Here is a 25,865-nt window from a genome sequence, read left to right on the forward strand (position 1 = left end):
CCCCCCGCTTTATTCGTCCTTCAGTCTCGCAAGCGTTGCGCTCAGCCGTTGCAACGCTTGCTGCAACCGAATGTCCCGGATGTCATCTACCTGATGCCTGAGCATCGCGATTTTTTCCGCCGAAGGCAGATTCGCTTTGCTTTCGGGACGCGGGCTCGCGCCGATTTGATCGGCCAAAATGCGGATCTGCAGTTTTTCGAATGCGTAATTCTGCGCCTTGCCGGCCGTTTGCAGAATGTCCTGTTTCAAAAAACGCAATTGCGAAGCCCACGCCGCCGAGTCGGTATACAGCAGCAGTGTATTCTCATGCACCACGCAATGCAGCACATGGCCCGCCAAGGATTGCGGCAGTTCGGCGCGGATGCGCCGGAGCAACGCTTGTTGTTGTTCCAGACGGCCGAGGTACACGGCCAAGGTGCGGTTTTGGAAAGATTGTGCTAGTTTGAAAGCCATCAGTCAGGGAGGCGCGAATGCGGGTTAAAATGAGCGCGGCCCGTTCAGTGCCTGTCTCAGTTTCAAGATCACCCCATCATAGGGTAGCGCGACGTCCCGAGTCAATAGCATGCCGTTTTGAAAAGGGCGCCATGCATCTCAGGAACCCGGCCTGCTTGCATTTATCTAATTGCTTCATTTACCAAGGTTATCCGTATCGGATGGCTTATCGATCAGGGGAAGTTCAATGAGGATGACGCAATCATTATCTCTGCCGGTTTTGCTGCTGGCCGGATGTTCGACCCTGCCGATGGGGCCGAGCGTGCTGGTGCTGCCGGGCTCGGACAAATCGTTCGAGCAATTTCGCGCCGATGATACGCGGTGCCGGCAATATGCTTTCGCGCAGACAGGCGGCGTCACGCCAAGCCAGGTCGCAACCGAGAGCGGTGTCGGCAAGGCGGGAGCGGGCACGATTTCCGGTTCGGAGACCGCCCGCGCGACCGGCTACGAAGCCCAGCAGCGTTACGACATGGGCTATATCCAATGCATGTATGCTTACGGTAACCAGGTGCCGGTCAGCGGCGCTTTTGCTGATGAAACGCCTGATGCCGGACAATACCCGGAAGCGTCCTATCCGCTGCCTGGAATGCAGGCGCCGGCATTGCCGCCAGATGAAGCCCGGAGCAGAAATCCATGAACAATTTAGAGGAGAAGCAGAGATGAAACGCTTGCTCAAGCTGGCCGTGGCAACGGGAATGCTGCTGGTCATTCAGGGTTGCTACTATTATGGCCCTGCGGGGGGCTATTACGGCTATGACTCTTATTATCCCTCGTTTGGAATCGGTTATGGTTATGGGAGTTATGGCTATTGGCCGTATTCCTATTACAGTTATCGGCCTTATTATTCCTACGGTTATTGGCCTTACTACTATGGCGGCGGAGGTCGTTACTATGGGGGAGGACATGGCGGACACTACTGGCAAGGCGGAGGCGGCGGCCATCATTGGGACGGCGGTTGGGGACATGGCGGCAGACCGGGCGGAGAACACGACGGCGGTCACTCTTGGGGCGGACGTTCAGGGGGCGATGGCGGCTGGCATTCGGGGCAGGGAGGAAGTGTCGGCGGCGGCCATCAATGGAGTGGCGGCAGTCCTCGTGAGGGCGGTGGCTTTCGCTCCAGTCCGGGCGCCTCATTCGGTCGCGGAGGCGGCGGCCATCATTTTGGCGGTGGACGCGGCGGTTCGGGGCGGCGCTAAGGCCTAAGCCGGTTTGAATACACATAAGGAGGAGGCGATGAAACTCGGAAGATATACTACCGCGGGTGTTTTGCTACTTTTAGCGGCTTGCAGCATAGATGCGTTGGCGCATGGCGGCGTTTATTGGGGCTGGGGCCATCCGGGATTCAGCTTTTATTTTGGCGTTCCTTTTTTATATCCGCCGTATTACTATCGTCCCTATCCTTATCAACCCTATTATTACCCACCCGCCTATCAGCTACCGGTGCCGCCTGCCTATATCGAACCGCGAAGAAATCCGGCCTATGGCGCGCAGAATTGGTCTTACTGCCCCAGCGCTGACGGCTATTATCCGAATGTAACGGACTGTCCGGAAGGCTGGCAGAGCGTCAGGCCTTATCCTGATGGACAGGCGCCCGGCTACTGGTATTACTGCGACGAACCTGCCGGCTATTATCCTTATGTCGGTCAATGCGCTCGGCCTTGGCGGCAGATCAATCCATAGCCGATTTCACAAAAAACAGACCCAGGATTTTCCTTATGCATGCTCGTACCATCGGTCTTTTGCAACATGACCACAACTTTGCGTTGATCAACAAAAAAGGCGAAAGACGCACCCGGCAGGTGCTGGCGCTATCGATCGTGACGATGGTGCTCGAAATCGTCGCGGGCTTAAAGCTGGGGTCGATGGCATTGCTTGCCGACGGCTGGCATATGGGAACGCATGTGGCGGCATTTTTGATTACCTTGCTCGCCTACCGCTATACGCGCGCGCATCTTCACGATGAGACTTTTGCCTTCAGTTCCGGCAAAGTCGGCGTGCTCGGCGCATTTGCCAGCTCGATCGCGCTCGGCATCGCGGCATTGCTGATGCTCGTCGAGTCAGGCAACCGGTTTTTTCACCCGCACGCAATTCATTTCGATGAAGCGATCGCAATCGCCGGCATCGGTTTGGGAGTTAATCTGATTTGCGCTTTGTTGCTGAAAGATCATCACCATGTTCACGATCATCATGGCGACCCTCATGTCCATCACGACCACGATCATCATCATGACCATAACCTGAAGGCGGCTTACCTGCATGTGCTGGCGGATGCGTTGACGTCGCTGCTGGCGATCGCTGCCCTGGTATTAGGCAAGGTTTACGGCTGGGGCTGGCTCGATCCGGCCATGGGCGTGGTCGGTGCTATCATCATTACCCGCTGGTCTTACGCGTTGGTCAAGGAAACCAGCCCGGTCCTGCTCGATGAGAGCTTAGCTTCCGATTACCGTCAGGCGATTGTCGAGCGGATCGAAAGCGATGCCGATAACCGGGTTGCCGATCTGCATATTTGGCGGATCGCGCCGAATCATTATGCGCTGATTGTGTCGATTGTGACCCATGATCCGAAAAATCCGCAGCATTACAAAAATTTGTTGAAAAAATTCAATAGGCTGGGAGGACTGAATAAATTGTCGCATGTCACCGTGGAAGTGACGCGCTGCCGTGACACGGACTGCGCCTAGTGGTAGCCGGACAGCAAACAGTTTTGACGAAAAGAACACTTAAATCTGCTAAACTTAAATAAACATTATGATGTGGGTGTGCAAAAACAGCATCATTTTGTGGGTAGAGCGAGTCCGCGTCTTTAAGTCATCGACTCAGATGTTGTTCACTGCAACGCAATCAGGCGAAATAGAGCTATGGAGAATGCCGTACTGTCCATCTTATCCAGGGTTGATCTCAACAATCTGCCGGTCGTACCGAAGGTCTTGCTTGATCTGATCAGGGTCACCCAGCGTGTCGAGGTCAATTTTAAGGAATTGGCGAGTATCATTGGCCAAGATGCCAGTTTGAGTTCGAAGGTGCTGGCGGTCGCCAATTCTTCCTATTATCGGCAATGGGGAGAGATCACCGACTTAAATCGAGTGATCATTGTTTTAGGCTTGTCCACCGTAAAAACCATTGCGATCACCCGCTCTGTGCAACAGTATTTTTCTCAAATGCCGCGGGCAAATCATGATTCCCTCGAGCTTATCTGGTACCGCTCGCTAACCTGCGCTCATCTCGCGCACAAATTGGCAAAATTGACGGCTTATCCGTTTCCGGAGGAAGCTTATTTGACCGGTTTGCTGCATAGAATTGGCCAATTGGTTTTATTGGACTGTTTTCCGCAAGACTACCCGCTATTTCTGGCGCAGCACCTGGACGGAAGGGAAGGTGAACTTGAAGGGCAATTGTTTGGCGCCCGGCATAATGAAATTGGGGGACAGCTGATTGAAAGTTGGAATCTTCAGTCTTTTATCTCCGATGCGGTGTGTCGTCAGTATCAAGCATTCGATCAGGTCGCCGATAGCGCCCCATTGGTAAAAATCATCAACCTTGCCGGCCAAATTGCCAGCATCGACACAGCCGACAGGCAGGACGTATTGGATTTGGCCGATAGGCTATTCGGTATCAATGAGCCCTTGCTCGACGATATGCTCGAAGAAGTCGTCCACTCGGTTCGGCAATCTGCGGATGAACTCGGGATAATGGTGGTCCATGCCGAAGGCAAGGGGTTAAAGTGCCTTACCCTCGTACAGCAAAGGGAGACGATTCGGGGCAGCCTAGGGGAGCGCATCAAATCCATGATGCTGTCGACCGCGGTGCGGCAGCAATTGGATGCGTCCCCGGAATTGAATCACGTTGTTGGCGTTATTCAGAAAGACTTGTGCGCCTTATTCGGCTTTCAGGTCGCCGCTGTTTTTCTGTTCCGATCTGAAACGAATGACCTAGTGGGAGTGGCCAGACACCCGGAAGAGGATTTTCGATGGTCATCGGTGATCATTAGCCTATCTCCGGATCGAAGCTTGCTTGCTCAGTGCTTTTTGCAAAGGCGCCTCCTGCATTCGTTCGAGGCGGGTTCGCAGCCCAGCATGTCCGTCGTGGATCGGCAAATTTGCCACATGTTGGGTGCCGAAGGGCTGATGTTGATCCCGCTGTATGAAGGCGAGAAGGACGTTGGCGTCGTCGCTGCCGGTCTCAGTCAATCCGACGCGCAGGCGATGGCGTCAAAAGCCGAATTTATGCTGCTTTTTTCGAGGGAGGCGGCGCGCGCGCTGCTGAATCTCAGTTCGAGCGAGCGGACGACCCTGCAAAAACTGGAAGAGATGCGTGAAAATTACCGCTTGCAGGCCAAAAAATTGGCGCATGAAGCCAGCAATCCGCTCAGTATCATTCAAAACTATCTTTATTTGCTTGCGCAAAGATTGGGCGGCGAAAATGCCAATGAAATCAGAATCATTCAGGATGAAATGGACAGGGTTGGCAAATTGTTGTCGAGTTTGCCAGATATGATCGACGATATGCCGAATGATGAATCCGGCAGGGTCGACGTCAATGCGCTGATCATTGACTTGGGAAAACTTTTTCAAACCGGCCTGTGTGCCTTACGTGGAATCAACATCGATCTGAAGCTGGATCATGCCATACCCTCGGTATTCATCAGTCAAAACAAGCTGAAACAGCTATTGATCAACCTGATAAAAAACGCACTGGAAGCCTCAAGGCCGGGTAGCAAAATAACGATCGCGACCCGAGATAACGTTGACTTCGGGAGCGGCGGATTGATCGAGATCAGGGTCGAAGATGAAGGCCCGGGTCTGCCTCAGGAAGTTTTGCGGCAATTATACGCTCCGGTGGTTAGCAGCAAGGGTAACAATCACGCAGGGCTTGGCCTGACAATCTGTAAGTGCCTGATCGATGAATTAAAAGGCATGATACGCTGCGATTCATCCGCGGCGACCGGTACGGTTTTTCATGTTTTTCTACCGCGAGCCCCTACAAATCCGATCGAAAAATGTAACGGTGAATTGTCATGCTTTTAGATTCAAGTCTCATCTCTCGAATAGCCGTTTCAGACAGCGCCCTGGGCGGGGTGATCGAACTTTTGATCGTCGATGATGAAAAGCTGGCGCGAGACAGTTTGCGCCAGGTTTTTGAGTTGGACGGGCATAAAGTGGCCGTGGCGCCCAGCGGCCGCGCGGCCATCGACCTTTTAAACACGCATCCGGTGGAACTGGTTTTACTGGACCTGAACATGCCGGACTTAAACGGATATGATGTGTTGAAGCATATCGCCGACATGATGCTGAATACGCAGGTGATCGTGCTTAGCGGCGAAGCCGGCTTTGCCGAGGCACGGCATGTCCTGCGCTATAATTTTGTTCATGACTTCATTAAAAAGCCCTATGACGTCAAGGCGTTGAAAAATACGGTCGCGAAAGCGCAAAAAATTATCCATTTGCAAGATGAAAACCAGCAGATTTTGAGCCGGCTTCATCATTCGGAGCAAATGCACCGGTTTTTTGTGGAAAATTCTCCGGACATCATTTTTTTGATGAATGAGGACGGAAATTTTACTTATTTGAATAAGGCGGCAGAGCACTTGTTGGGCTGTGCGCTGGCCGAAATGACAGGAAAGCATTATTCGCAGGTGGTCTATCAGGAAGACTGGAAAAAAGCCGAAGCGGTATTCAAAAGCAACGGTCTTTGCCATCATCCTGTAACTACCCAGTTACGCTTGCAATGTCAAAATGGGGAAGGGGTAAAGTATGTTGAAATTACCTCGATGGACATTAATCCGCATTCGATCGATTTGTTTAGCTTGGCTCATGGTCAAGCCAATGCGCTGCCAAGAGTTTTTGGCGTAATCAGGAACATTCATGAGCGGAAACTGGTTGAAAACGATCTTTGCAAGCTGTATCACGCGATGGACAATAGCCCGAATCTGATTTTCATCACGAATCGGAATGGCATTATCGAATATACCAACCGTAAAATCACCGAAACGACGGGCTATTCTTCGGAAGAAGTCATCGGTAAAACGCCCAAGATTTTCAGCTCCGGCTTCTCGGCGGACAGTTACATGATTTTGTGGGATACCATCTCGTCAGGGCAGGTCTGGCGAGGCGTTTTGAAAAACCGGAAAAAATCCGGAGATCTGTATTGGGCCCGGGAGTCTATCGCGCCGGTGATTAATTCGGAAGGCGAAATCACCCACTATGTCGCGATTCAGGAGGACGTGACCGAAGCGCTGCAATTGACCGAGAAGTTGTCCTATCAAGCCAGCCATGATGCGTTGACGCAACTGATTAACCGGCAGGAGTTTGATCGGCGCCTCGAACGCGTCGTCGCCTTGACGGACAACGGCACGGCGCAACATGCCTTGTGCTATATCGATCTCGATCAGTTCAAGATCGTCAATGACACCTGCTGCCATGCGGCCGGAGACGAGCTACTCAGGCAAATCAGCAACCTGTTTTCGACAGTGATCCGGCGCAGCGATACGCTCGCGCGTCTGGGCGGCGACGAGTTCGCGATCTTGATGGAAAATTGCCCGCTCGAAGCGGCGGTGGCGGTGACCGACAAAATTCATCAAGCGGTCGAACAATTCCAGTTTTTTTGGCAAGACAAAAGTTTCCGGATCGGCGTCAGCATCGGCCTGGTGATGGTCGATTTATGCAAAGGCGGCGCCGACATTCACATGAAGCAGGCCGATATGGCCTGTTTCACGGCCAAGGAAGCCGGTAGAAACCGGACGCACATTTATCGGGATGATGACAAGGCGCTGGTGCAACACCACGGCGAGATGAATTGGGTGGTTCGGATCAATAATGCGCTGGAACAGGATCTTTTTTGCCTTTATACGCAAGATATCGTGCCGCTCGGCGCCGATGAAGGCGAGCACTGCGAAATTCTGCTGCGGATGAAGGACAATAATGACAATATCGTCACGGCGAATGCTTTTCTGCCGGCCGCGGAACGTTACCAATTGGCCACCAAAATCGATCGCTGGGTGATTCGCCATGTGTTCGACTATTTTACCGAGCATCGCAAACGCCTGGAACGTTTGTCGTTGTGCTCGATCAATCTTTCCGGCGCCAGTCTGAGCGATCCTGGTCTCTTGGGTTTTATCGAAAGCGAGTTTGTCAGAACGGCGATGCCGCCTGCGAAGGTCTGTTTTGAAATTACCGAAACCGCGGCGATCGCGAACCTGACGCTCGCGACCGATTTCATGAACCGCCTGAAAGAATACGGCTGCAAGTTTTCACTGGATGATTTTGGCAGCGGCTTGTCTTCATTCGCCTATCTTAAGCATATGCCGGTCGATTTTTTGAAGATCGACGGATTTTTCGTGAAGGATATCGAGCACGATTCGGTCGATCTGGCGATGGTCAAATCGATCAACGATATAGGCCATGTGCTCGGCAAAAAAACGATTGCCGAATTTGTCGAAAATCAGGTGATCCTGCAAACCTTAACCGGTTTGCAAGTCGATTATGCGCAAGGCTATTTCACCGGCAAGCCCAAGCCTCTTCACGAGGAGCAAGCGCCTTGCCGGCCTGCGTCCGGATGACAAGCTGAGATTTCGCCGCGTTGTTAAGGCGGGCCGTTGCGGCGTGCAAAACCTGCCGTGCATCAATGATTTCGGGCTTTTGAGCTTTACTGTGATCGGCAAATCAAGTAGCATTTGAGGTTGCCAAAAACATTCCGATAACTCGTGCTTGCCTAATCTGCGCGACACGATAAAACCTGAAGCCAAGAGTTCATGTCCATTAACGATAATCCGTCGCCGGCGAATTTTGTTCGCCATCTGATCAATAACGATTTAAAAACCAACAAACACAACGGCAAGGTCGCGACCCGCTTTCCGCCCGAACCGAACGGTTATCTGCATATCGGCCATGCCAAATCGATCTGCCTGAATTTCGGCCTCGCGCTCGAATATAACGGCACCTGCAACCTACGTTTCGACGACACCAATCCCGAGAAGGAAAGCGATGAATATGTCGAGGCGATCAAGCGCGATGTGCGCTGGCTCGGTTTCGAGTGGAGCGAATTGCGCCATGCGTCCGACTATTTTGGCCAACTCTATGATTATGCGGTGCAACTGATCAAGGACGGCAAGGCTTATGTCGACAGCTCGACGCCGGAGCAAATTCGCGCCTACCGCGGCACCTTGACCGAGCCGGGCAATGACAGCCCGGACCGCCGCCGTTCGATCGAGGAAAATCTGGCCTTGTTTCAGGGCATGCGCGACGGTCTGTATGCGGACGGGCAATATGTGCTGCGCGCGAAGATCGACATGGCGTCGCCGAACATCAACATGCGCGATCCGACCTTGTACCGGATTCGCCGGGTGCATCATCAGCGCACCGGCGACGACTGGTGCCTGTATCCGATGTACGACTACACGCACTGCATTTCGGACGCGATCGAGGGCATCACGCATTCGTTGTGCACGCTCGAATTCGAAGACCACCGGCCCTTGTATGACTGGGTGCTTGAGCAACTGGATACGCCGTGGCGGCCGCAGCAGATCGAATTCGCCCGCCTGCAGCTCGAATATACGATCGTCAGCAAGCGCAAGCTGAATCAATTGGTCACCGAAAAGCATGTGTCGGGCTGGGACGATCCGCGCATGCCGACGATCGCCGGGCTGCGCCGGGCTGGGGTCACGCCGACCGCGATACGCGATTTTTGCGAACGGATCGGCCTGACCAAGAAGGACTCCTGGATCGAGATGAGTGTGCTCGAACATTGCATCCGCGAGGATCTGAACCAGAACTCGCTGCGGGCCATGGCGGTCGCGGAGCCTTTGCGGGTCGTGATCACCAATTATCCGGACGGGCAGGTCGAAAACCTGAGCCTCGGCAATCATCCGCAGCGCCCCGAGCTCGGTTCACGGGCCGTCCCGTTTGCGAAGACTGTGTTGATCGAGCGCGACGACTTTTCCGAAAATCCGCCGCCGAAATACAAGCGTCTGGTGCCGGGCGGCGAGGTGCGTCTGCGCGGTTCGTACGTGATCCGCTGCGACGAGGTGATCAAGGACGCGGACGGCAATGTCGTCGAACTGCGCTGCAGCTACGATCCTGAGACGCTCGGCAAGAATCCGGAAGGCCGCAAGGTCAAAGGCGTGATCCACTGGGTCTCCGAAGCGCATTCGCTGCCGGCGGAGCTGCGCCTGTACGACCGCCTGTTCTCGGTGCCGCAGCCAGACAATGAAGACAATTTCCTGAATGCGTTGAACCCGAACTCTTTGCAGGTCGTGAGCGGCTGCCGGGTCGAGGCCAGTTTGGCGAACGCGGAGCCGGAAAGCCGCTTCCAGTTCGAACGGATCGGCTATTTCTGTTTGGATAAGGACAGCCAGGACGGCAATCTGGTGTTCAACCGGACCGTCACGCTCAGGGAAGGCTGGGTGAAGGATTGATCAAAAAACCTGCCGGGTTTTTAAAACCCGGCAGGTTTTTTATTGCCACCGGCCAATCCTGAAAGGGCTTCAAAATACGGCAACACATTCGGATGCACTTCCGCATTCCGGTGTGCCTCGTCGGCATTCAGCCAGCAATAATCGCTGTGCTGCTCCGCGGGCAGTCGGTCGGGCAGTTCGGCTCGGCGCAGCGCATAGGCCAGCACCACATAATGGGTGCCGATGCCGTCCACTTCGGCGAAATTGGTTTTGTATAAATGCGTATAGGCGCCCAGCGGCACCGCTTCCGCAAGGGCGGCGGCCTTGCCGAGCTCTGCGGCGGTGATGCGCAGGAAGGCGGCGTCCAGCGTTTCGTTCTTGCGGATGCGTCCGCCCGGCACAAACCAGGTGTTTTTGGCCGGTTCGTTGCTGCGCCAGCCGAGCAGCACCCGGCCGGCAGCGTCCTGAACGACCAGGTCGATCGACACCAGCGGCGTCCGCTCGATCACTTCCAAAAAATCACGTTCGCTAAGTTGCATGGCCGATTCCTCATTGAATCGCAATGCGCCGGCGGCGTTCCAGCAGCGCCGCAGCCGATAAATAGCTCAGCATCAGCAAGGCGGCGATCAGCCAGGACGGCAAAGCGGCAGTATTCGTCGACAGCGGTTCGCGGGCGAAATACAGGCCGAGGCCGAAGACGATATAGAAAAGTATCCGTTTCAGGTCGTAGGCGACCGGGTAATACTTCCGGCCCAGCAGGTACGAAACGAGCGCCATGGCCGCATAGCAGGCCAGCGTCGCCCAGGCCGAGCCGACATAGCCGTACAGCGGAATCCACCACAGATTCAGTCCAATCGTGATCAGCGCGCCGCCGAGCGACACGAACGCGCCCATCAAGGTCCGGTCGGTCAGTTTGTACCAGATCGACAGGTTCACATAAATGCCCAGAAACAGATTCGCGAGCAGCAGGATCGGCGTCACGCCGAGCCCGGCGCGGAATTCCCTGCCGATGAAATATTGGAAGAAATCGATATACAGGGTCACCAATAAGAAGATCGCCATGCAGAAAATCACGAAATATTTCATCACGTCCGCATACACCTGGCGCGCATCGCTCTTGTCCGCATAGGCGAAGAAAAAGGGTTCGGCCGCATAGCGGAACGCCTGGATGAACAGCGACATCAGGATCGACAGCTTGTAGCAGGCGCTGTAGATGCCGAGCATGCGCATGTTCGTCAGCGGATCGTGCGGCAGCAGATACTTCAACAAGGCGCGGTCGAGCATTTCATTGATGATGCCGGCGAAACCGATCACCACCATCGGCAGCGAATAGCGCAGCATGCTAAGGAACAGCGCCTTGTCGAAGCCCCAGAGCAGACCTTTTAGCTGCGGCGTCAGCAGCACGAATTTGACCCCGCTGGCGGCCAGATTCGCGATGAACACGTAACCGAGGCCGATATGCGGATCGTAAATCGGCGCGAACCAGATCTGTTCGTTTTTCGCGTAGAGCGGCGGGCAATAGGCGATGAAAAACAGGCTCAGCCCCACCGTGACCCCAATCTCGACGATCTTGATGCCGGCAAAGCGAAACGCCTTGTTTTCGGCGCGCAATCTCGCAAACGGAATCGAGGCGATCGCATCGAGACCCAAAATGATCGCAAACCACTGCACGTATTCGGGATGGTGGGCATAATGCAGCGCGTCCGAAAGCGGCGTCTGGACGAGCTGGATCAGCAGCAGGAAACACAGATTGACCCCCAGCACGAACCATAACGCGGTCGCATAGGCGCTATCGCGCTGCGGGTCGTTCTTGTCGCGGAAGCGAAAATAGCCGGTCTCGAAGCCGAACACCAGGAGCACCGCAAAAAAGCCGGCATAGGCATAAAACTCGGAGACGACCCCGTATTCGGCCGCCGAGAAATGATAGGTATAGAGCGGCACCAACAGATAATTCAGAAACCGCCCGAAAATGCTGCTGAGGCCGTAGATCGCGGTTTGCGAGGCGAGTTTTTTGATGATGCCCATCGGCTGTCGCGCTTTATTTTGGGTTTGAAGAAGAATTATCCGGAGCTTTTTGTCCTATTCGGCCAATTCGCCGGCAACCCAGTTTTGGCCTGCTTCGGTCAGGCGGGCAGTCATCAGCTGATTCTCGACCGACCGGTCCCGGCTCACGATGCAGCCGACCTTAAGATAATTCGGCGTATAGCCGAACACCCGTTGCCGGTCTTCGCCGCAAGGCTCGCTGTAGCCTTCCCACAATACCGGAAATTCCCGGCCCAGATTGTCCCGGTAAAATTTCAGCTTCATCTCTTCGGCCAGACGATGCAGGGCGGCGCTGCGCTGTTTTTTGATCGTATTGTTCACCTGGCCGGGCAAAGAAGCGGCCTTGGTGCCTTCGCGGCGGGAATAGGTGAAGATATGGATGTGGCCGAAGCCGGTGGCCGCGATGTAATCGAAGCTTTCCTGCCATTCCTGCTCGGTTTCGCCCGGAAAGCCGACGATGATGTCGGTCGTGACATTGAAATGCGGAATCTGCCGGCGCAGGCGTTCGATAATCGCGGTGAATTCCTGCGTTTTGCAGCGCCTTGCCATGCGCCGCAGCACGCTGTCAGAACCGCTCTGCAAGGGAAGGTGCAGGTGCGGCATCAGGCGCGGGTTGTCGAACAGCTCGAAAAAGCTGTCGGTTAATTCCCAGGGTTCGAGCGAGCCGAGCCGGATGCGCGGAATGTCGGTTTGCGCCAGGATCGCCTGGATCAAATCGGCCAGATGGCAGCCCAGGTCGCTGCCGTAGCCGCCGAGATGCACGCCGGTCAGTACAATTTCGGCGATGCCTTGTTGATGCAGGGTGTTGATTTCCTCGATGATAGCGGCGATCGGCCGGCTTTTTTCCTCGCCGCGGGCGACGGTCACGATGCAGAACGTGCAGCGGTAGCGGCAGCCGTCCTGGACTTTCACGAACGCGCGCTGGCGGCCGCGGGTAAACAGCGAAAACTCGCCGGGTTCGGTCGCCTGCGCCGGCATGCTGGAGAGGTTCAACTCGCGCAGGGCCAAGTCGACCAGCTTGTCCTTGTCCTGGTTGCCGATCACCAGGTCAACCCCCATCTCGGCTTCGGCCTGCTGTTGATTCAAGGTCGCATAGCAGCCGCTGACGACCAGCTTTGCCTGCGGGTTGTCGCGGTGAATCCTGCGGATCAGCTGGCGCGATTTCCGGGCCGCATCCTGGGTCACCGCGCAGGAGTTCAACACGATCAAGTGCGCAGCTTCCGCTTGGGTCGTGATGCCGTGCCCTGCGCGCTCAAAATCCTGAGCCCAGGTTTCAAGTTCCGCTTCGTTGAGCCGGCAGCCGAGGGTTTGCAAGTGAACTAACATCTATCCGAAAAACCAGTAACAAATCAAAATGGAGGCGATAACGCCCGCAAAATCGGCCATTATCCCACAACCGGCGGCATGACGGATATTTTTGATGCCGACCGCGCCGAAATACACCGCCAGCACATAAAAGGTCGTTTCGGTGCTGCCCTGGATGATGCAGGACAGGCGTCCGGCAAACGAGTCGGCGCCGAGCGTCTTCATCGTGTCGATCATCATCGCGCGCGCGCCGCTGCCGCTGAACGGCTTGATCAAGGCGGTCGGCAGCGCGTCGATGAAGCGGCTGTCGAGTGCGAATAAAGCGGCCAGATAGCGCATCAAGTCGTTCAAGAGCTCCAGCGCGCCGCTGGCCCGGAACACGCCGATCGCGGCCAGCATCGCGACCAGATACGGAATGATCGTGATCGCGGTCTGAAAGCCTTCCTTCGCGCCTTCGACGAACGCTTCGTAGGCGTTGATTCTTTTATACAGCGCGCCCGCGATGAACACGACCACCAATGTAAACAGGACCACATTGCTGATCAGCGCCGATTGCGCCAGCATGTCTTCTTTCGGCAGGCCGGTGAAATAAGCGAGCAGGGCGCCGATTAACAGCGTCATGCCGGCCAGATAGGCCAGCACGACTTTGTCGAGCAGATTGATCCGCTGCATCCAGGCGACTGCCAAGAGGCCTGCCAATGTCGAGCAATAAGTCGCGATCAGGATCGGGATGAACACGTCGGTCGGGTTGAGTGCGCCGAGTTGCGTGCGATAAGTGAAGATCGTGACCGGAAACAAGGTCACCGAGGAGGTGTTGATCACCAGAAACAAAATTTGCGCATTGCTGGCGGTTTCGGGCTTCGGGTTCAGCGTCTGTAATTCCTGCATCGCCTTGATGCCGAGCGGCGTCGCGGCATTGTCGAGGCCGAGTGCATTCGCCGAGATATTCATCACGATCGCGCCGAGCGCCGGGTGATTTCTCGGAATGTCCGGCATCAGGCGGCCGAACAGCGGGGTTAAACCTTGCGTCAACAGTTGAATGAAGCCGCTTTTCTCGCCGACGCGCATGATGCCGAGCCACAAGGACAGCACGCCGGTCAGGCCCAACGCAATCTCGAACGCAGCTTTCGACTGACTGAACAGCGCGGCCATGATGTCCGCGAAGATTTCGGTATTGCCGAAAAAAATCAGTTTGATTGTCGCCGTAATAAAGGCGATCAGAAAAAAACCGATCCAGATCAGGTTAAGCAGCATCGGCCGTTGATCCTTCCGAATCGCGCGGGCAAAAAAAAGGCTGCGCCAAAAGGCGCAGCCTGGGAGAGGAGTACCAAGCTCTCATAACGGGGTGAGAGAGACCCAATGAATTGGCATTACCCATGACAAGTCACTGAATCGAATTCTAGGAGACATCCCGCATTTTTCAAGAGCGGACTAGATTTTTTTTGCCAAAGCTTCGGCATAGCCGGTATAACCGCGCGGCGTCAGCGCCAGCAGATCGGCCTTCGCGTTCGCCGGAATATCGAGTTTTTCGATGAATGCCCGCATGTCGTCCGGCGTGATGCGCTGGCCGCGGGTCAGTTCCTTCAGCTTTTCGTAGGGTTTTTCGATGCCGTAGCGGCGCATGACCGTTTGAATCGGCTCCGCGAGCACTTCCCAGTTCGCGTTCAAATCGGCTTCGATGGCATCGCTATTGATCTGCAATTTGCCTATGCCTTTCAAGGTCGATTGAATCGCAATCACCGTATGCGCGATGCCGACGCCGATGTTGCGCAGTACGGTCGAATCGGTCAAATCACGCTGCCAGCGCGACACCGGCAGTTTTTCGGCCAGGAAGCCGAACAGGGCGTTGGCGATGCCGAGATTGCCTTCGGAGTTTTCGAAATCGATCGGATTGACCTTGTGCGGCATCGTCGAGGAGCCGACTTCGCCCGCGACGGTTTTTTGCTTGAAGTAGCCGAGCGAGATGTAGCCCCAGACATCGCGGTCGAAATCGAGCAGTATCGTATTGAAGCGCGACAGCGCATGGAAAAATTCGGCGATGTAGTCGTGCGGCTCGATTTGGATCGTATAAGGATTGAAGGTCAGGCCCAGCGATTCGACGAAATTTTGTGCGAAAGCCTCCCAATCCACTTCGGGATAGGCGACGCTGTGCGCGTTGTAATTGCCGACCGCGCCGTTGATCTTGCCGAGCAGTTGCACCTGCGCCAGTTGCGCGCGCTGACGCTCGATCCGGGCCGCGACGTTCGCGAACTCCTTGCCGGCGGTCGTCGGGCTCGCGGACTGGCCGTGCGTGCGCGACAGCATCGGCTGGGCCGCATTTTCGACCGCGAGCTTCTTGATCGCCGCGCCGCAGGCATCGATTTGCTCCAGCATCGCCGCGCGGCCTTCCTTCAGCATCAGCGCATAAGACAGGTTGTTGATGTCTTCGGAGGTGCAGGCGAAATGGAAAAACTCGGAGACTTTTTCAAGCTCGGCGTTGCCTGCGATTTTTTCTTTCAGGAAATATTCGACCGCCTTCACGTCGTGATTGGTGGTTCTCTCGATATCCTTGACTCTTTGCGCGTCCGCTTCCGAAAAATCCGCCGCAATTGCATTCAATACCTGCGTGGCCGCCGCGCTGAAGGGCGGCACTTCGCTAATCTGAGGATGCGCGGCCAGCGCCTGCAGCCAGCGCACTTCGACCAGCACGCGGTAGCGGATCAGGCCGTATTCGCTGAAAATCGGACGCAGGGCGCTGACTTTGTCGGCGTAGCGGCCGTCGATCGGAGAGATGGCAGTAAGAGAAAATTGAGTCATGAAGATTACAGTCTAAAGATGATAAGAAAAAATTAGGCGTTGGTCTTGCTTTCGATGATGCCGCCGCCGAGACAAATCTCGCCGTCATAAAACACGACCGACTGCCCCGGCGTAATCGCGCGTTGCGGTTCGTCGAAAACGGCTTTGCAGCGCCCGTCCGGCAGCGGGGACAGCGTGCAGGTCTGATCGGCTTGCCGGTAGCGGGTCTTGGCCGCGCAGCGGAGCGTTGCGGTCAACGGCCGGTTGCTGCACCAGTCCAGTTGTCCGGCTTCGAGTGTATTGTGCAGCATCAAGGGGTGATCGTGGCCCTGGCCGACCAGCAGCACATTGTTGTCGAGGTCTTTTTCGAGCACATACCAGGGCTCGTCGGGCGTGTTCTGGACGCCGCCGATGCCGAGGCCCTGACGCTGGCCGAGCGTGTAGTACATCAGGCCGTGATGGCGGCCGATCGTGCGGCCTTCCGGCGTGCGGATGTCGCCGGGCTGGGTCGGCAGGTAGCGCTGCAAGAATTCCTTGAACTTGCGCTCGCCGATGAAGCAGATGCCGGTACTGTCTTTTTTGCGGCAATTGTCGAAGCCTGCCTTTTCCGCCAGCGCGCGGATTTCGGTCTTGTGCAGATGGCCGATCGGAAACAGCGTGCGCGACAATTGCTTTTGGCCCAGCGTATAGAGGAAGTAGCTCTGTTCCTTGGCAGGATCGAGGCCTTTCAGCAAAAAGTATTCGCCGCCGCGCTCTTCGACGCGGGCATAGTGGCCGGTCGCGATGTATTCGGCGCCCAAATCCTCGATCGCGTAATTCAAGAATGCCTTGAATTTGACATGCTTGTTGCAGAGAATGTCGGGGTTCGGCGTGCGGCCTTTTTCGAACTCGGACAAAAACACTTCAAACACTTCGTCCCAATATTCGGCCGCGAAATTGACCGTTTTCAGTTCGATGCCGAGCCGGTCGCAAACCTGCTGCGCGTCGGCGAGGTCCTGCATCGCGGTGCAATACTCGGTGCCGTCGTCCTCTTCCCAGTTTTTCATGAACAAACCGGTGACCTGGTGGCCCTGTTCCAGGAGCAGCAGCGCGGTGACCGAGGAGTCGACGCCGCCCGACATGCCGACAATGATATTTTTAGCCATGGTTCAGATCGAGCAGGGATTGGATTAACGACAAGGGATAACGGGCACCGGCCAGGTATTCGTCCACGCATAAGGCGACCAAGGGGCTTCTGAGCCGTTTCGGATCGGACATCAGTTCATCGCGCGTCAGCCAGTGCGCCGCGATGATGCCGGTGTCCAGCGGGACTTCCGGCTCATGGCTGTGACAGCTTCCGGAAAAACAGACGCGCAGGAAGCTCGGCGATTCGGGATTTCGTCGCCAGAGTTGAATTCCGACCAGATGTTCCGGTTCGAAGCGCCAGGCGGTTTCCTCGAAAACCTCGCGCCGCGCCGCGGTCAGCAAATCTTCGCCTTCTTCCAAATGGCCCGCCGGCTGATTCAGTTTGATGCCGTCGGTGGTCTCTTCCTCCACCACCAAGAATCGTTGATCACGCTCGATGATCGCGGCCACGGTCACATGCGGCTTCCAAACCATTCATTTTCCTCAATAATACAAAACGGTTATTTTACTCGATTTGTCGTTCACGGGGACAACGAATTGAACTCTGCGCGTGCATTCTGTCAAACGCAACGAGCAGAAGCGTTTGCTGATATTAGTCTGCGAAGGTGTATTAAAAAGCGCTATACTTCGAGCATGAGGGGGCAGACGGCTTTCGCGATGCTTAATAGGCTTGAAATAAACTATCATTTGGTATTATTGTTAAGCTTGTAAAGATTTTTTGCCACGATGTCTATGTCTGATTTTGAACCATTCCATGATAACCATAACGGCCTGGCTTTGCAGGAAGCCAAACCCAAACTTAAAAAGCCGCCCCTCTACAAGGTTATCCTGTTGAATGACGATTTCACGCCGATGGATTTCGTGGTCGAAATCCTGATGGAGTTTTTCGGCATGCCGCATGAGAAAGCCACGCAGGTGATGCTGCAGGTTCACATGCAGGGAGTCGGCGTGTGCGGGACCTTTTCGAAGGATGTGGCGGAAACCAAGGTGTATCTGGTCAATGAATATTCACGAGCGCATCAGCATCCGTTGATGTGCACTATGGAAGAAGCATAATTGGTGAGCTTATGTTAAGTAAAGAACTTGAAGTTACCCTGAATAATGCCTTTAAGAATGCGCATGAAAAAAGGCATGAATTTATAACGGTCGAACATTTGCTCCTGGCATTGCTGGATAATCCTTCCGCCGAAGCGATCATGAAAGCCTGCGGCTGCAATATCAAGCTGCTGAGAGGGCAGTTGACGCAATTCATCGACGAAACTATTTCGCTGATTCCACAAGGCGTACAACGCGAAACACAACCGACGTTAGGTTTTCAGCGGGTATTGCAGCGCGCCGTCTTTCACGTGCAGGCTTCCGATAAAAAAGAAGTGTCCGGCGCCAATCTGTTTGTCGCGCTGTTCAGCGAACAGGATTCGCATGCGGTCTATCTGCTGAACAAACAGGACATTTCAAGGCTAGATGTCGTCAATTATCTCGCGCACGGAATTTCGAAAGTCGATCAGGAAAATCAGGCCAGCGAAGACCGCAACCCCGACACGTCGAATCCGGATGCGGAGTCTTCAGGCAGCCCGTTAGATAAATATACGACGAACCTGAACGAGGAGGCGCGCCGCGGACGCATCGATCCGTTGATCGGACGGGAGTCGGAAGTCGAGCGGACGATTCAGATTCTGTGCCGGCGCCGCAAAAATAATCCACTCTTGGTCGGCGAGGCCGGGGTCGGCAAGACTGCGATCGCGGAAGGGCTTGCCAAGCGCATCGTCGAGGACAGCGTGCCGCACGTTCTCAGGAACAGCGTGATCTATGCGCTGGATCTCGGCGCACTGGTCGCCGGCACCAAATACCGCGGCGATTTTGAAAAACGCCTGAAGGCTTTGGTCAATCAACTGAAGCGAGAGCCCGATTCGATCCTGTTCATCGACGAGATTCATACGATCATCGGCGCCGGTTCCGCTTCGGGCGGCGTGATGGATGCGTCGAATCTGATCAAGCCATTGCTCGCTTCCGGGCAAATGCGCTGCATCGGTTCGACCACCTTCCAGGAATACCGCGGCGTGTTTGAAAAAGATCATGCGCTGGCGCGCCGTTTTCAGAAGGTCGATGTGCTGGAGCCCTCGGTCGAAGATACGGTGCTCATTTTGAAAGGCCTGAAAGCCCGTTTCGAGGAACACCATGATGTGATTTATTCGGCCGAGTCCCTGCGTCTGGCGGCCGAGTTGTCCGACCGCTATATTACCGATCGGCATCTGCCGGACAAGGCGATCGACGTGATCGACGAAGCCGGCGCGCGGCAGCGCATGCTGTCCGAGGCGGAGCGTAAGCAGGTGATCGACGTGAATGAAATCGAAGAAATCGTCTCGAAAATTGCCAGGGTGCCGGCCAAAACGGTTTCATCGAATGATGTCGACAAGCTGGCCAACCTCGAAAAGAATCTGAAGATGCTCGTTTTTGGTCAGGACGAAGCGATTGCGGCACTGGCCTCGGCGATCAAATTGTCCCGGGCGGGGCTGCGCGAAACGCAAAAAACGATCGGTTCGTTCCTGTTCGCGGGGCCGACCGGCGTCGGCAAGACCGAAGTGACCCGGCAATTGGCCAAAATCATGGGCGTCGAGCTGATTCGTTTCGATATGTCCGAATACATGGAGCGGCATACCGTATCGCGCCTAATCGGTGCGCCTCCCGGCTATGTCGGTTTCGACCAGGGGGGGCTTTTAACCGAGCAAGTCACCAAGCATCCGCATGCGGTGCTGCTTTTGGATGAGCTCGAAAAAGCGCATCCGGACGTATTCAACCTGTTGTTGCAAGTGATGGATCACGGCACCTTGACCGACAATAACGGCCGTAAAGCCGATTTCCGCAACATCATTCTGGTGATGACGACCAATGCGGGCTCCGAAGAGGGCGGCCGCGCGTCTATCGGCTTTACTCAGCAGGATCATGCCGGAGACAGCCTGAAGGCGATCGAAAGAGGATTTTCACCGGAATTCAGAAACCGCCTGGACGCGATCATTCAGTTCAAGCCGTTGAATATCTCGGTCGTAGGGCATGTGGTCGATAAATTTATCTTCGAGCTGGAGGCTTTGCTGGCCGATCGCCACGTGACGTTGACGCTCGACGCCGATGCCCGGTTATGGCTGGCCGAAAACGGCTGCGATCCGAAAATGGGAGCCCGGCCGATGGCGCGGCTGATACAGGAAAAAATCAAGAAACCGCTGGCGAACGACTTGCTGTTCGGCAAGCTGACCCATGGCGGCCATGTCAGAATTTACGTGGAAAACAACGAACTGGCTTTTGCGATTGAAAGTAAGGACTTGATCGTGCCCGAAAGCATTTGAGACGGCGGAGGCGCGATCCCTGGATGAGCCAGGGATTAGCGCATCCGGAAGGTGATGCGGCCTTTGGTCAAATCATAAGGCGTCATTTCGACCTTGACCGTATCGCCGGTCAGAATGCGAATATAGTGCTTGCGCATCTTGCCGGAAATATGCGCGGTCACGATATGGCCGTTTTCGAGCTGCACTCTAAACATCGTATTCGGAAGGGTGTCGATGACCTTGCCTTCCATTTCAATTTGATCTTCTTTTGCCATGGTTTTAATCCGGGGTGTTAAAAACCCGTAATGATAGCACAAGGAAGCGTCTAACAACAAAAGAGCATCGTGGCTAGAGGGCAATCGCGATTCGTTCTTGCATCAGCAAAAACGGCTGATTCGGCGGATTGCAAGGGAGAAGGCTGTTAGGCTGCGTTAGGGCGTGCAGGTTGAGAAACTGGAAAATTCCCGCCACTCCTGGCCGATATGGAGCTGTAGCGGTTGATAATTGCGCTTGTAGGCCATTTTCCGACAATTTTGTATCCAGTAGCCGAGGTACACGAATTCGCGCTGCTGCCGGCGCGCTTCTTCGACTTGCCATAATACCGCATAGACGCCGGGGCTAAAGTCGGCAAATTTCGGATCGAAAAAGGTATAAACCGCCGACCAGGCCTCGGCGAAACGGTCGACGACCGCAATCGCCGCCGGCTCGCCGGCAATCGAAAACTCGGCGAAGATGGTGTCGCACCAGCTGTTACCGAGAAAATCGATATAGTCTTCAGGGCTGGCATGTGCCATTGATCCATCCGTATGACGGCTGTTTTGATAACGCAGATACATGTCGTAATGGGCTTGCTCGAACACGGCCGGTTTGATCGCAACGCGGGTTTCGGCATTTTTTTTCAGGCAGCGTTTTTGCCGCCGGTCCGGGGTGAAGCGGGCGACCGGGATTCTGGCCGAGATGCAGGCGGAACACTGCGCGCAATGCGGCGCATAAACATCATTGCCGCTGCGCCGGAAACCGTGTTTCAACAATTCCGCATAGATTGACTGCGTCATTCGAAAGGCAGGGTGCACGAATGTGGAGCGCGCGATTTCGCCGGCAAGATAACTGCACGGATGATCGCCGGTGATGAATAAGGGGATCGATTTCATCGTGATTGCCAGGCGCTGGCCGCGGCGGCTTCGGTACAGTAACGGTCGAGCAGCTGCCTGAATGCGTCGCGGTCGATCAATTCGGCGCCGAGACTCGCCAGATGCGGGGTGTAAACCTGACAGTCGATCAAGGCAAAATTCCAGTCTTTGAGGTGCTGAACCAGCACCGCGAATGCGGCTTTCGACGCATCGGTGAGCGTATGGAACATCGATTCGCCAAAAAAGACCCGGCCGATCGCGACGCCGTATAAGCCGCCGACCAGTTCGCCTCCGTACCAGGTTTCGGCCGAATGCGCGAAGCCCGAAAGATGCAGTTCGTTGTAGGCGCGCCTGATGTCCGGGGTGATCCAAGTGCCTTCGCGGTCTTGCCGGGCATTGGCGCAGGCGGCGATCACTTTGTCGAAGGCGGTGTCGAATGTCACGCTAAACCTGTCCTTGCGCAGAGTTTTTTTCAGGCTGCGCGAGACTTGCAGGCGCTCTGGAAACAGCACCAGGCGCGGATCGGGTGACCACCACAAGATCGGCTCGTTTTCGTTGTACCACGGGAACACGCCGTGCCGGTAGGCGTTTAACAAACGCGTTACCGACAGGCAGCCTCCCGCCGCCAGCAGACCGTTCGGCTCGGTCAGCGCGGTATGGAGCGGCGGGAACGGTTGCTCCGGCCGGCGGGGATCGAGTATGGTTATTCTCATCGGTCAGGGACAGGCTAATAGCGCGGCTAAGCCGCCGCGCTATTAGACGGTATGCCTTTATTGCAATTCATCGAGATATTTTTCCGCATCGAGTGCGGCCATACAGCCCGCTCCGGCGGAGGTGATTGCCTGTTTATAGACCGCATCCATCACATCGCCGGCCGCAAAAACGCCGGGAACGCTGGTCGCGGTCGCATTGCCGGCAATGCCGCTTTTGACCTTGATATAGCCATGCTCCATGTCGATCTGGCCTTCGAAAATGCTGGTATTCGGCGTATGGCCGATCGCGATGAAGACGCCGTGCACGTCGATTTCCTTGGTGGAGCCGTTTTGTGTGTCTTTGATTCGGATTCCGGTGACACCCATGTCGTCGCCGAGCACCTCATCGAGGTTGTGGTTCCATTCGATGGTCACGTTGCCGTTTGCGGCTTTTTCGAGTAACTTATTGGAGAGAATTTTTTCTGAGCGAAATTTGTCCCGGCGGTGCACGACTGTCACATGCGAGGCGATATTTGCCAGATAAAGTGCCTCTTCCACTGCGGTGTTGCCGCCGCCGATCACCGCGACCGGTTTGTTCCTGTAGAAAAAACCGTCGCAGGTCGCGCACGCGGAGACGCCCCGGCCTTTGAAAGCCTCCTCGGAGTCGAGTCCCAAATAGCGGGCCGACGCGCCGGTCGCGATGATCAGCGCATCACACGTATAGCTGCCGGCATCGCCGGTCAGCACGAACGGCCGCACCGACAGGTCGGCGGTATGAATATGGTCGAAGATGATTTCGGTGTCGAAGCGCTCGGCATGCTGGCGCATTCTTTCCATCAGATCGGGGCCTTGCAGTCCCTCGACATCGCCGGGCCAATTATCCACCTCGGTCGTGGTGGTTAGCTGGCCGCCTTGCTGCAGGCCGGTGATCATGACCGGATTCAGATTCGCACGCGCGGCATAGACGGCGGCGGTATAGCCGGCAGGGCCGGAGCCAAGAATTAATAGTCGGCAGTGTTTGGTGGCGCTCATTCAGACCTCGTCAGGGATAAACAAAATTTTGCGATCAATTATGCAGGCGAACGCTGGGTTCGTAAACTGAAATCCTATTTGCCTAGAATGGGGATAGGGCGCCGAAAAACCAAGCCATGACCGCAAAATTATTAATGTTATCTCTCTGGTGCTTGTTCTATAATCATGTTTTATTAAGTTTTTATTTTCTCCGAGAAATGCCATGTTTGCTGTAATGGAAGAAAAAACTGTTCGTGGTTTACGTGAAATCGCCGTTTTGGTTTTTTTTGCCTGCGGCTTGTTTTTCCTGATTGCACTGGCGACCTTCAGTCTCGAAGACGCCGGCTGGACGCATAGCGGGACGACGAAGGTGATCGCCAATGCCTGCGGCGTGTTCGGGGCCTGGCTCGCCGATCTGAGTTTCAGCTTTTTCGGTTTGTTGGCTTACCCCTTCCCGTTGATTATTTTTTGGGCCGGCTACAAGCTGCATCAACAGCAGGAAGCCCCCAAGATCATTCCGCTGGTTTTGCATGCCGTGGGACTATTCGTGACGCTGATAGCGGCGACCGCCTTGCTGAATCTGTATCTGCTGCGCCCCGGCATCGATCTGCCGAACAGCACCGGCGGCATCGTCGGGCAGGAAATCGGCAACACGCTGGTCGTCAAGCTCGGTAATTCCGGCGCGACCTTGTTCTTGATGGTTGGCCTGCTGGCCGGGATTACGCTGGCGACCAAGGTCTCCTGGCTTGCGGTGCTGGACTTGATCGGCAAATATACCGTGCTGTTGTCCAAGGCATTGATTGGCCGTTTGGCCGGTTTCGGTGCAAGACGGTTCGCGGTGCGGGAAGACGAGGAGGTGTATGCGGATGAGCTGGATGATCCGGAAGCGTCTTTCAGTCCTGCATTCGTTCCTCCCAAGCCCGCGCCGACGCCGCCAGTCAAAGCCGAAATCGAAACCGTCAAAAAAGCCGCGGCAAAGATGTCGCCGGTCCTCGAAAAGGTGCTGGCCGATGCGCAAAAAGCGGTAGCCAAGCAGGTCGCAAAAAAAACAAAAGCAGCGTCCGCAAGCTATCAGAACCAGGGGGCCTTGCCGTCGCTCGACTTGTTGGATAACCGCGATACGCGGGTCAAAGGCTATACGCAGACCGACCTGGAGGAAATGTCCAGGCTGGTCGAAAACATTCTGCAGGACTTCAATGTCAATGTCGAAGTCGTCGGCTTTCTGCCGGGGCCGGTGATTACCCGCTTCGAATTGCAGCCGGCGCCCGGCGTGAAGGTCAGCCGGATTAGCTCGTTGTCGAAAGATTTGGCGCGGGCTCTATCGGTGACCAGCGTGCGTATCGTCGAAGTGATCCCCGGCAAATCGGTGATCGGCCTCGAGATTCCGAACCGCGAACGCGAAATGGTCAACCTGCGCGAATTGCTCGCTTCCGGCACTTTCGTGAAGTCGAAATCGAACCTGACGTTGGCGATGGGCAAGGATATTTCCGGCGCGCCACTGGTCGCGGACCTCGGCAAGATGCCGCACGCCTTGGTCGCCGGCACCACCGGTTCGGGTAAGTCGGTCGCGATCAATACGATGATCTTGAGCATGCTGTACAAATCGACGCCCGAGCAGGTCAGGATGATCATGATCGATCCGAAGATGCTCGAATTGTCGGTTTATGAAGGCATTCCGCATCTGTTGACGCCGGTCGTGACCGACATGAAGGAGGCCAGCAACGCGTTGCGTTGGGCGGTCGCCGAGATGGAGCGGCGCTACAAGCTGATGTCGAAAATGGGCGTCAGAAACTTGGCCGGCTTCAATCAGCTGGTCGCGGATGCGGAAGCGCGCGGCGAGAAGATCAAGGACCCGATGTTCCAGGCGCTGAATCCGTTGGCGGAGGACGAGGAGCCGCCGGTATTGGAGATGCTGCCGAGCATCGTGATCGTGATCGACGAGTTGGCCGACATGATGATGATCGTCGGCAAAAAGGTCGAGGAACTGATCGCGCGGCTCGCGCAAAAGGCTCGGGCGGCCGGCATTCATCTGATCCTGGCGACGCAGCGTCCGTCGGTCGATGTGTTGACCGGATTGATCAAGGCCAACGTGCCGACGCGTATCTCGTTCCAGGTTTCATCCCGTATCGATTCCCGGACCATTCTCGACCAGGGCGGCGCGGAAGCATTGCTCGGTAACGGCGACATGCTGTTCTTGCCGTCGGGCACCAGCATTCCGATACGCGCGCACGGTGCATTCGTCGACGACCATGAAGTGCATCGCGTCGTCGAGTTCTTGAAACTGACGGGGCCGGCCAATTATCTCGAGGAGATCACCCGCGAAGCCTCCGAAGGGGGCGATGCTTTCGGCATGGTCGGCGGCGCCGGCGGTTTCGGCGATGCCGAAGGCGATGCCTTGTACGATCAGGCGGTGCAGTTCGTGACCGAGACGCGCAAGGCCTCGATTTCGAGCGTGCAAAGGCGCTTCAAGATCGGCTATAACCGCGCCGCGACGATGATCGAAACGATGGAGGCGGCGGGTGTGGTCAGCCCGGCCGAATCGAACGGCTCCCGCGTCGTGCTGGCGCCGGCGCCGATCAGGGATTAG

Annotated in this window: 22 protein-coding genes; 10 read left to right on the forward strand and 12 right to left on the reverse strand. The window is 55.6% G+C overall.

From position 1 onward, the window contains the following. Positions 1-9: 9 nt before the first annotated feature. Positions 10-453: a DciA family protein gene (locus ACEPPP_RS14210; protein WP_374087731.1), complete on the reverse strand. Its 444-nt coding sequence runs from the start codon at positions 451-453 to the stop codon at positions 10-12. A 232-nt stretch (positions 454-685) separates the two neighbouring features. On the opposite strand from ACEPPP_RS14210, the gene ACEPPP_RS14215 reads away from it, so the two are divergent. The 7 genes from ACEPPP_RS14215 (at position 686) to ACEPPP_RS14245 (ending at position 9,901) form a co-directional block, all read left to right on the forward strand. Beyond that, positions 686-1,129, forward strand: a complete 444-nt coding sequence (locus ACEPPP_RS14215) for a hypothetical protein (protein WP_374087732.1) — start codon at positions 686-688, stop codon at positions 1,127-1,129. 22 nt (positions 1,130-1,151) lie between these two features. Continuing rightward, positions 1,152-1,688, forward strand: a complete 537-nt coding sequence (locus ACEPPP_RS14220) for a hypothetical protein (RefSeq protein WP_374087734.1) — start codon at positions 1,152-1,154, stop codon at positions 1,686-1,688. A gap of 37 nt (positions 1,689-1,725) precedes the next feature. Continuing rightward, positions 1,726-2,172, forward strand: a complete 447-nt coding sequence (locus ACEPPP_RS14225; RefSeq protein ID WP_374087736.1) for a hypothetical protein — start codon at positions 1,726-1,728, stop codon at positions 2,170-2,172. Positions 2,173-2,207: 35 nt separating this feature from the next. Further along, positions 2,208-3,173 carry a CDF family Co(II)/Ni(II) efflux transporter DmeF gene (gene dmeF / locus ACEPPP_RS14230; protein WP_374087738.1) on the forward strand — a complete coding sequence of 322 codons (966 nt, stop codon included), beginning with the start codon at positions 2,208-2,210 and terminating at the stop codon, positions 3,171-3,173. A gap of 177 nt (positions 3,174-3,350) precedes the next feature. Further along, complete coding sequence (locus tag ACEPPP_RS14235; protein ID WP_374087740.1) at positions 3,351-5,516, forward strand: HDOD domain-containing protein; 2,166 nt, start codon at positions 3,351-3,353, stop codon at positions 5,514-5,516. Beyond that, on the forward strand, positions 5,507-8,047 hold the full coding sequence (locus ACEPPP_RS14240; RefSeq protein ID WP_374087741.1) for an EAL domain-containing protein: 2,541 nt from the start codon (positions 5,507-5,509) through the stop codon (positions 8,045-8,047). Before ACEPPP_RS14235 ends, ACEPPP_RS14240 begins: the two co-directional genes overlap by 10 nt. A 192-nt stretch (positions 8,048-8,239) precedes the next feature. Then, positions 8,240-9,901: a glutamine--tRNA ligase/YqeY domain fusion protein gene (locus ACEPPP_RS14245; protein WP_374087743.1), complete on the forward strand. Its 1,662-nt coding sequence runs from the start codon at positions 8,240-8,242 to the stop codon at positions 9,899-9,901. A 20-nt stretch (positions 9,902-9,921) separates the two neighbouring features. On the opposite strand, the gene ACEPPP_RS14250 is transcribed toward ACEPPP_RS14245, so the two are convergent. From ACEPPP_RS14250 to ACEPPP_RS14280, 7 genes are all read right to left on the reverse strand, one after another. Beyond that, a complete protein-coding gene (locus tag ACEPPP_RS14250) occupies positions 9,922-10,419 on the reverse strand; it encodes a GDP-mannose mannosyl hydrolase (protein WP_374087745.1) in 498 nt (165 codons plus the stop codon). 10 nt (positions 10,420-10,429) lie between these two features. After that, positions 10,430-11,905, reverse strand: coding sequence for a lipopolysaccharide biosynthesis protein (locus ACEPPP_RS14255; protein WP_374087746.1), 1,476 nt, complete (start codon positions 11,903-11,905; stop codon positions 10,430-10,432). Between the two features lie 54 nt (positions 11,906-11,959). Further along, positions 11,960-13,249 carry a tRNA (N(6)-L-threonylcarbamoyladenosine(37)-C(2))-methylthiotransferase MtaB gene (gene mtaB / locus ACEPPP_RS14260; protein WP_374087748.1) on the reverse strand — a complete coding sequence of 430 codons (1,290 nt, stop codon included), beginning with the start codon at positions 13,247-13,249 and terminating at the stop codon, positions 11,960-11,962. Then, positions 13,250-14,479 carry a nucleoside recognition domain-containing protein gene (locus ACEPPP_RS14265; protein WP_374090931.1) on the reverse strand — a complete coding sequence of 410 codons (1,230 nt, stop codon included), beginning with the start codon at positions 14,477-14,479 and terminating at the stop codon, positions 13,250-13,252. Between the two features lie 180 nt (positions 14,480-14,659). Continuing rightward, positions 14,660-16,024, reverse strand: a complete 1,365-nt coding sequence (purB, locus tag ACEPPP_RS14270; RefSeq protein WP_374087753.1) for an adenylosuccinate lyase — start codon at positions 16,022-16,024, stop codon at positions 14,660-14,662. 32 nt (positions 16,025-16,056) lie between these two features. Then, the gene (gene mnmA, locus ACEPPP_RS14275) at positions 16,057-17,148 is read right to left on the reverse strand and encodes a tRNA 2-thiouridine(34) synthase MnmA (protein ID WP_374087755.1); all 1,092 of its coding nucleotides are present in this window, start codon (positions 17,146-17,148) and stop codon (positions 16,057-16,059) included. Then, positions 17,141-17,602: an NUDIX hydrolase gene (locus ACEPPP_RS14280; RefSeq protein ID WP_374087756.1), complete on the reverse strand. Its 462-nt coding sequence runs from the start codon at positions 17,600-17,602 to the stop codon at positions 17,141-17,143. The genes mnmA and ACEPPP_RS14280 overlap by 8 nt, the downstream gene beginning before the upstream one ends. Positions 17,603-17,860: 258 nt before the next feature. On the opposite strand from ACEPPP_RS14280, the gene clpS reads away from it, so the two are divergent. Then, on the forward strand, positions 17,861-18,184 hold the full coding sequence (gene clpS / locus ACEPPP_RS14285; protein WP_024299889.1) for an ATP-dependent Clp protease adapter ClpS: 324 nt from the start codon (positions 17,861-17,863) through the stop codon (positions 18,182-18,184). An 11-nt stretch (positions 18,185-18,195) separates the two neighbouring features. Further along, complete coding sequence (clpA, locus tag ACEPPP_RS14290; RefSeq protein WP_374087758.1) at positions 18,196-20,466, forward strand: ATP-dependent Clp protease ATP-binding subunit ClpA; 2,271 nt, start codon at positions 18,196-18,198, stop codon at positions 20,464-20,466. A gap of 35 nt (positions 20,467-20,501) precedes the next feature. Here clpA and infA read toward each other — a convergent pair whose 3' ends face one another. The 4 genes from infA to trxB form a co-directional block, all read right to left on the reverse strand. After that, positions 20,502-20,720, reverse strand: a complete 219-nt coding sequence (infA, locus tag ACEPPP_RS14295) for a translation initiation factor IF-1 (protein WP_202051417.1) — start codon at positions 20,718-20,720, stop codon at positions 20,502-20,504. Between the two features lie 156 nt (positions 20,721-20,876). Next, on the reverse strand, positions 20,877-21,596 hold the full coding sequence (locus ACEPPP_RS14300; RefSeq protein WP_374087759.1) for an arginyltransferase: 720 nt from the start codon (positions 21,594-21,596) through the stop codon (positions 20,877-20,879). Then, on the reverse strand, positions 21,593-22,288 hold the full coding sequence (gene aat, locus ACEPPP_RS14305) for a leucyl/phenylalanyl-tRNA--protein transferase (protein WP_374087761.1): 696 nt from the start codon (positions 22,286-22,288) through the stop codon (positions 21,593-21,595). The genes ACEPPP_RS14300 and aat overlap by 4 nt, the downstream gene beginning before the upstream one ends. A 57-nt stretch (positions 22,289-22,345) precedes the next feature. Beyond that, a complete protein-coding gene (gene trxB, locus ACEPPP_RS14310) occupies positions 22,346-23,299 on the reverse strand; it encodes a thioredoxin-disulfide reductase (RefSeq protein ID WP_374087763.1) in 954 nt (317 codons plus the stop codon). Positions 23,300-23,501: 202 nt separating this feature from the next. Here trxB and ACEPPP_RS14315 point away from each other — a divergent pair, with 202 nt between their 5' ends. Beyond that, a complete protein-coding gene (locus tag ACEPPP_RS14315) occupies positions 23,502-25,865 on the forward strand; it encodes a DNA translocase FtsK (RefSeq protein ID WP_374087764.1) in 2,364 nt (787 codons plus the stop codon).

Origin of the sequence: Methylomicrobium lacus, assembly GCF_041897535.1 — a bacterium.
GTDB lineage: Bacteria > Pseudomonadota > Gammaproteobacteria > Methylococcales > Methylomonadaceae > Methylomicrobium > Methylomicrobium lacus_A.

What these genes read in the sequence shown, in the direction of transcription:
- ACEPPP_RS14210 (WP_374087731.1), bottom strand. Translation starts at nt 453, where the DNA reads ATGGCTTTCAAACTAGCACAATCTTTCCAAAACCGCACCTTGGCCGTG.
- ACEPPP_RS14215 (WP_374087732.1), top strand. Translation starts at nt 686, where the DNA reads ATGACGCAATCATTATCTCTGCCGGTTTTGCTGCTGGCCGGATGTTCG.
- ACEPPP_RS14220 (WP_374087734.1), top strand. Translation starts at nt 1,152, where the DNA reads ATGAAACGCTTGCTCAAGCTGGCCGTGGCAACGGGAATGCTGCTGGTC.
- ACEPPP_RS14225 (WP_374087736.1), top strand. Translation starts at nt 1,726, where the DNA reads ATGAAACTCGGAAGATATACTACCGCGGGTGTTTTGCTACTTTTAGCG.
- dmeF (WP_374087738.1), top strand. Translation starts at nt 2,208, where the DNA reads ATGCATGCTCGTACCATCGGTCTTTTGCAACATGACCACAACTTTGCG.
- ACEPPP_RS14235 (WP_374087740.1), top strand. Translation starts at nt 3,351, where the DNA reads ATGGAGAATGCCGTACTGTCCATCTTATCCAGGGTTGATCTCAACAAT.
- ACEPPP_RS14240 (WP_374087741.1), top strand. Translation starts at nt 5,507, where the DNA reads ATGCTTTTAGATTCAAGTCTCATCTCTCGAATAGCCGTTTCAGACAGC.
- ACEPPP_RS14245 (WP_374087743.1), top strand. Translation starts at nt 8,240, where the DNA reads ATGTCCATTAACGATAATCCGTCGCCGGCGAATTTTGTTCGCCATCTG.
- ACEPPP_RS14250 (WP_374087745.1), bottom strand. Translation starts at nt 10,419, where the DNA reads ATGCAACTTAGCGAACGTGATTTTTTGGAAGTGATCGAGCGGACGCCG.
- ACEPPP_RS14255 (WP_374087746.1), bottom strand. Translation starts at nt 11,905, where the DNA reads ATGGGCATCATCAAAAAACTCGCCTCGCAAACCGCGATCTACGGCCTC.
- mtaB (WP_374087748.1), bottom strand. Translation starts at nt 13,249, where the DNA reads ATGTTAGTTCACTTGCAAACCCTCGGCTGCCGGCTCAACGAAGCGGAA.
- purB (WP_374087753.1), bottom strand. Translation starts at nt 16,024, where the DNA reads ATGACTCAATTTTCTCTTACTGCCATCTCTCCGATCGACGGCCGCTAC.
- mnmA (WP_374087755.1), bottom strand. Translation starts at nt 17,148, where the DNA reads ATGGCTAAAAATATCATTGTCGGCATGTCGGGCGGCGTCGACTCCTCG.
- ACEPPP_RS14280 (WP_374087756.1), bottom strand. Translation starts at nt 17,602, where the DNA reads ATGGTTTGGAAGCCGCATGTGACCGTGGCCGCGATCATCGAGCGTGAT.
- clpS (WP_024299889.1), top strand. Translation starts at nt 17,861, where the DNA reads ATGTCTGATTTTGAACCATTCCATGATAACCATAACGGCCTGGCTTTG.
- clpA (WP_374087758.1), top strand. Translation starts at nt 18,196, where the DNA reads ATGTTAAGTAAAGAACTTGAAGTTACCCTGAATAATGCCTTTAAGAAT.
- infA (WP_202051417.1), bottom strand. Translation starts at nt 20,720, where the DNA reads ATGGCAAAAGAAGATCAAATTGAAATGGAAGGCAAGGTCATCGACACC.
- ACEPPP_RS14300 (WP_374087759.1), bottom strand. Translation starts at nt 21,596, where the DNA reads ATGAAATCGATCCCCTTATTCATCACCGGCGATCATCCGTGCAGTTAT.
- aat (WP_374087761.1), bottom strand. Translation starts at nt 22,288, where the DNA reads ATGAGAATAACCATACTCGATCCCCGCCGGCCGGAGCAACCGTTCCCG.
- trxB (WP_374087763.1), bottom strand. Translation starts at nt 23,299, where the DNA reads ATGAGCGCCACCAAACACTGCCGACTATTAATTCTTGGCTCCGGCCCT.
- ACEPPP_RS14315 (WP_374087764.1), top strand. Translation starts at nt 23,502, where the DNA reads ATGTTTGCTGTAATGGAAGAAAAAACTGTTCGTGGTTTACGTGAAATC.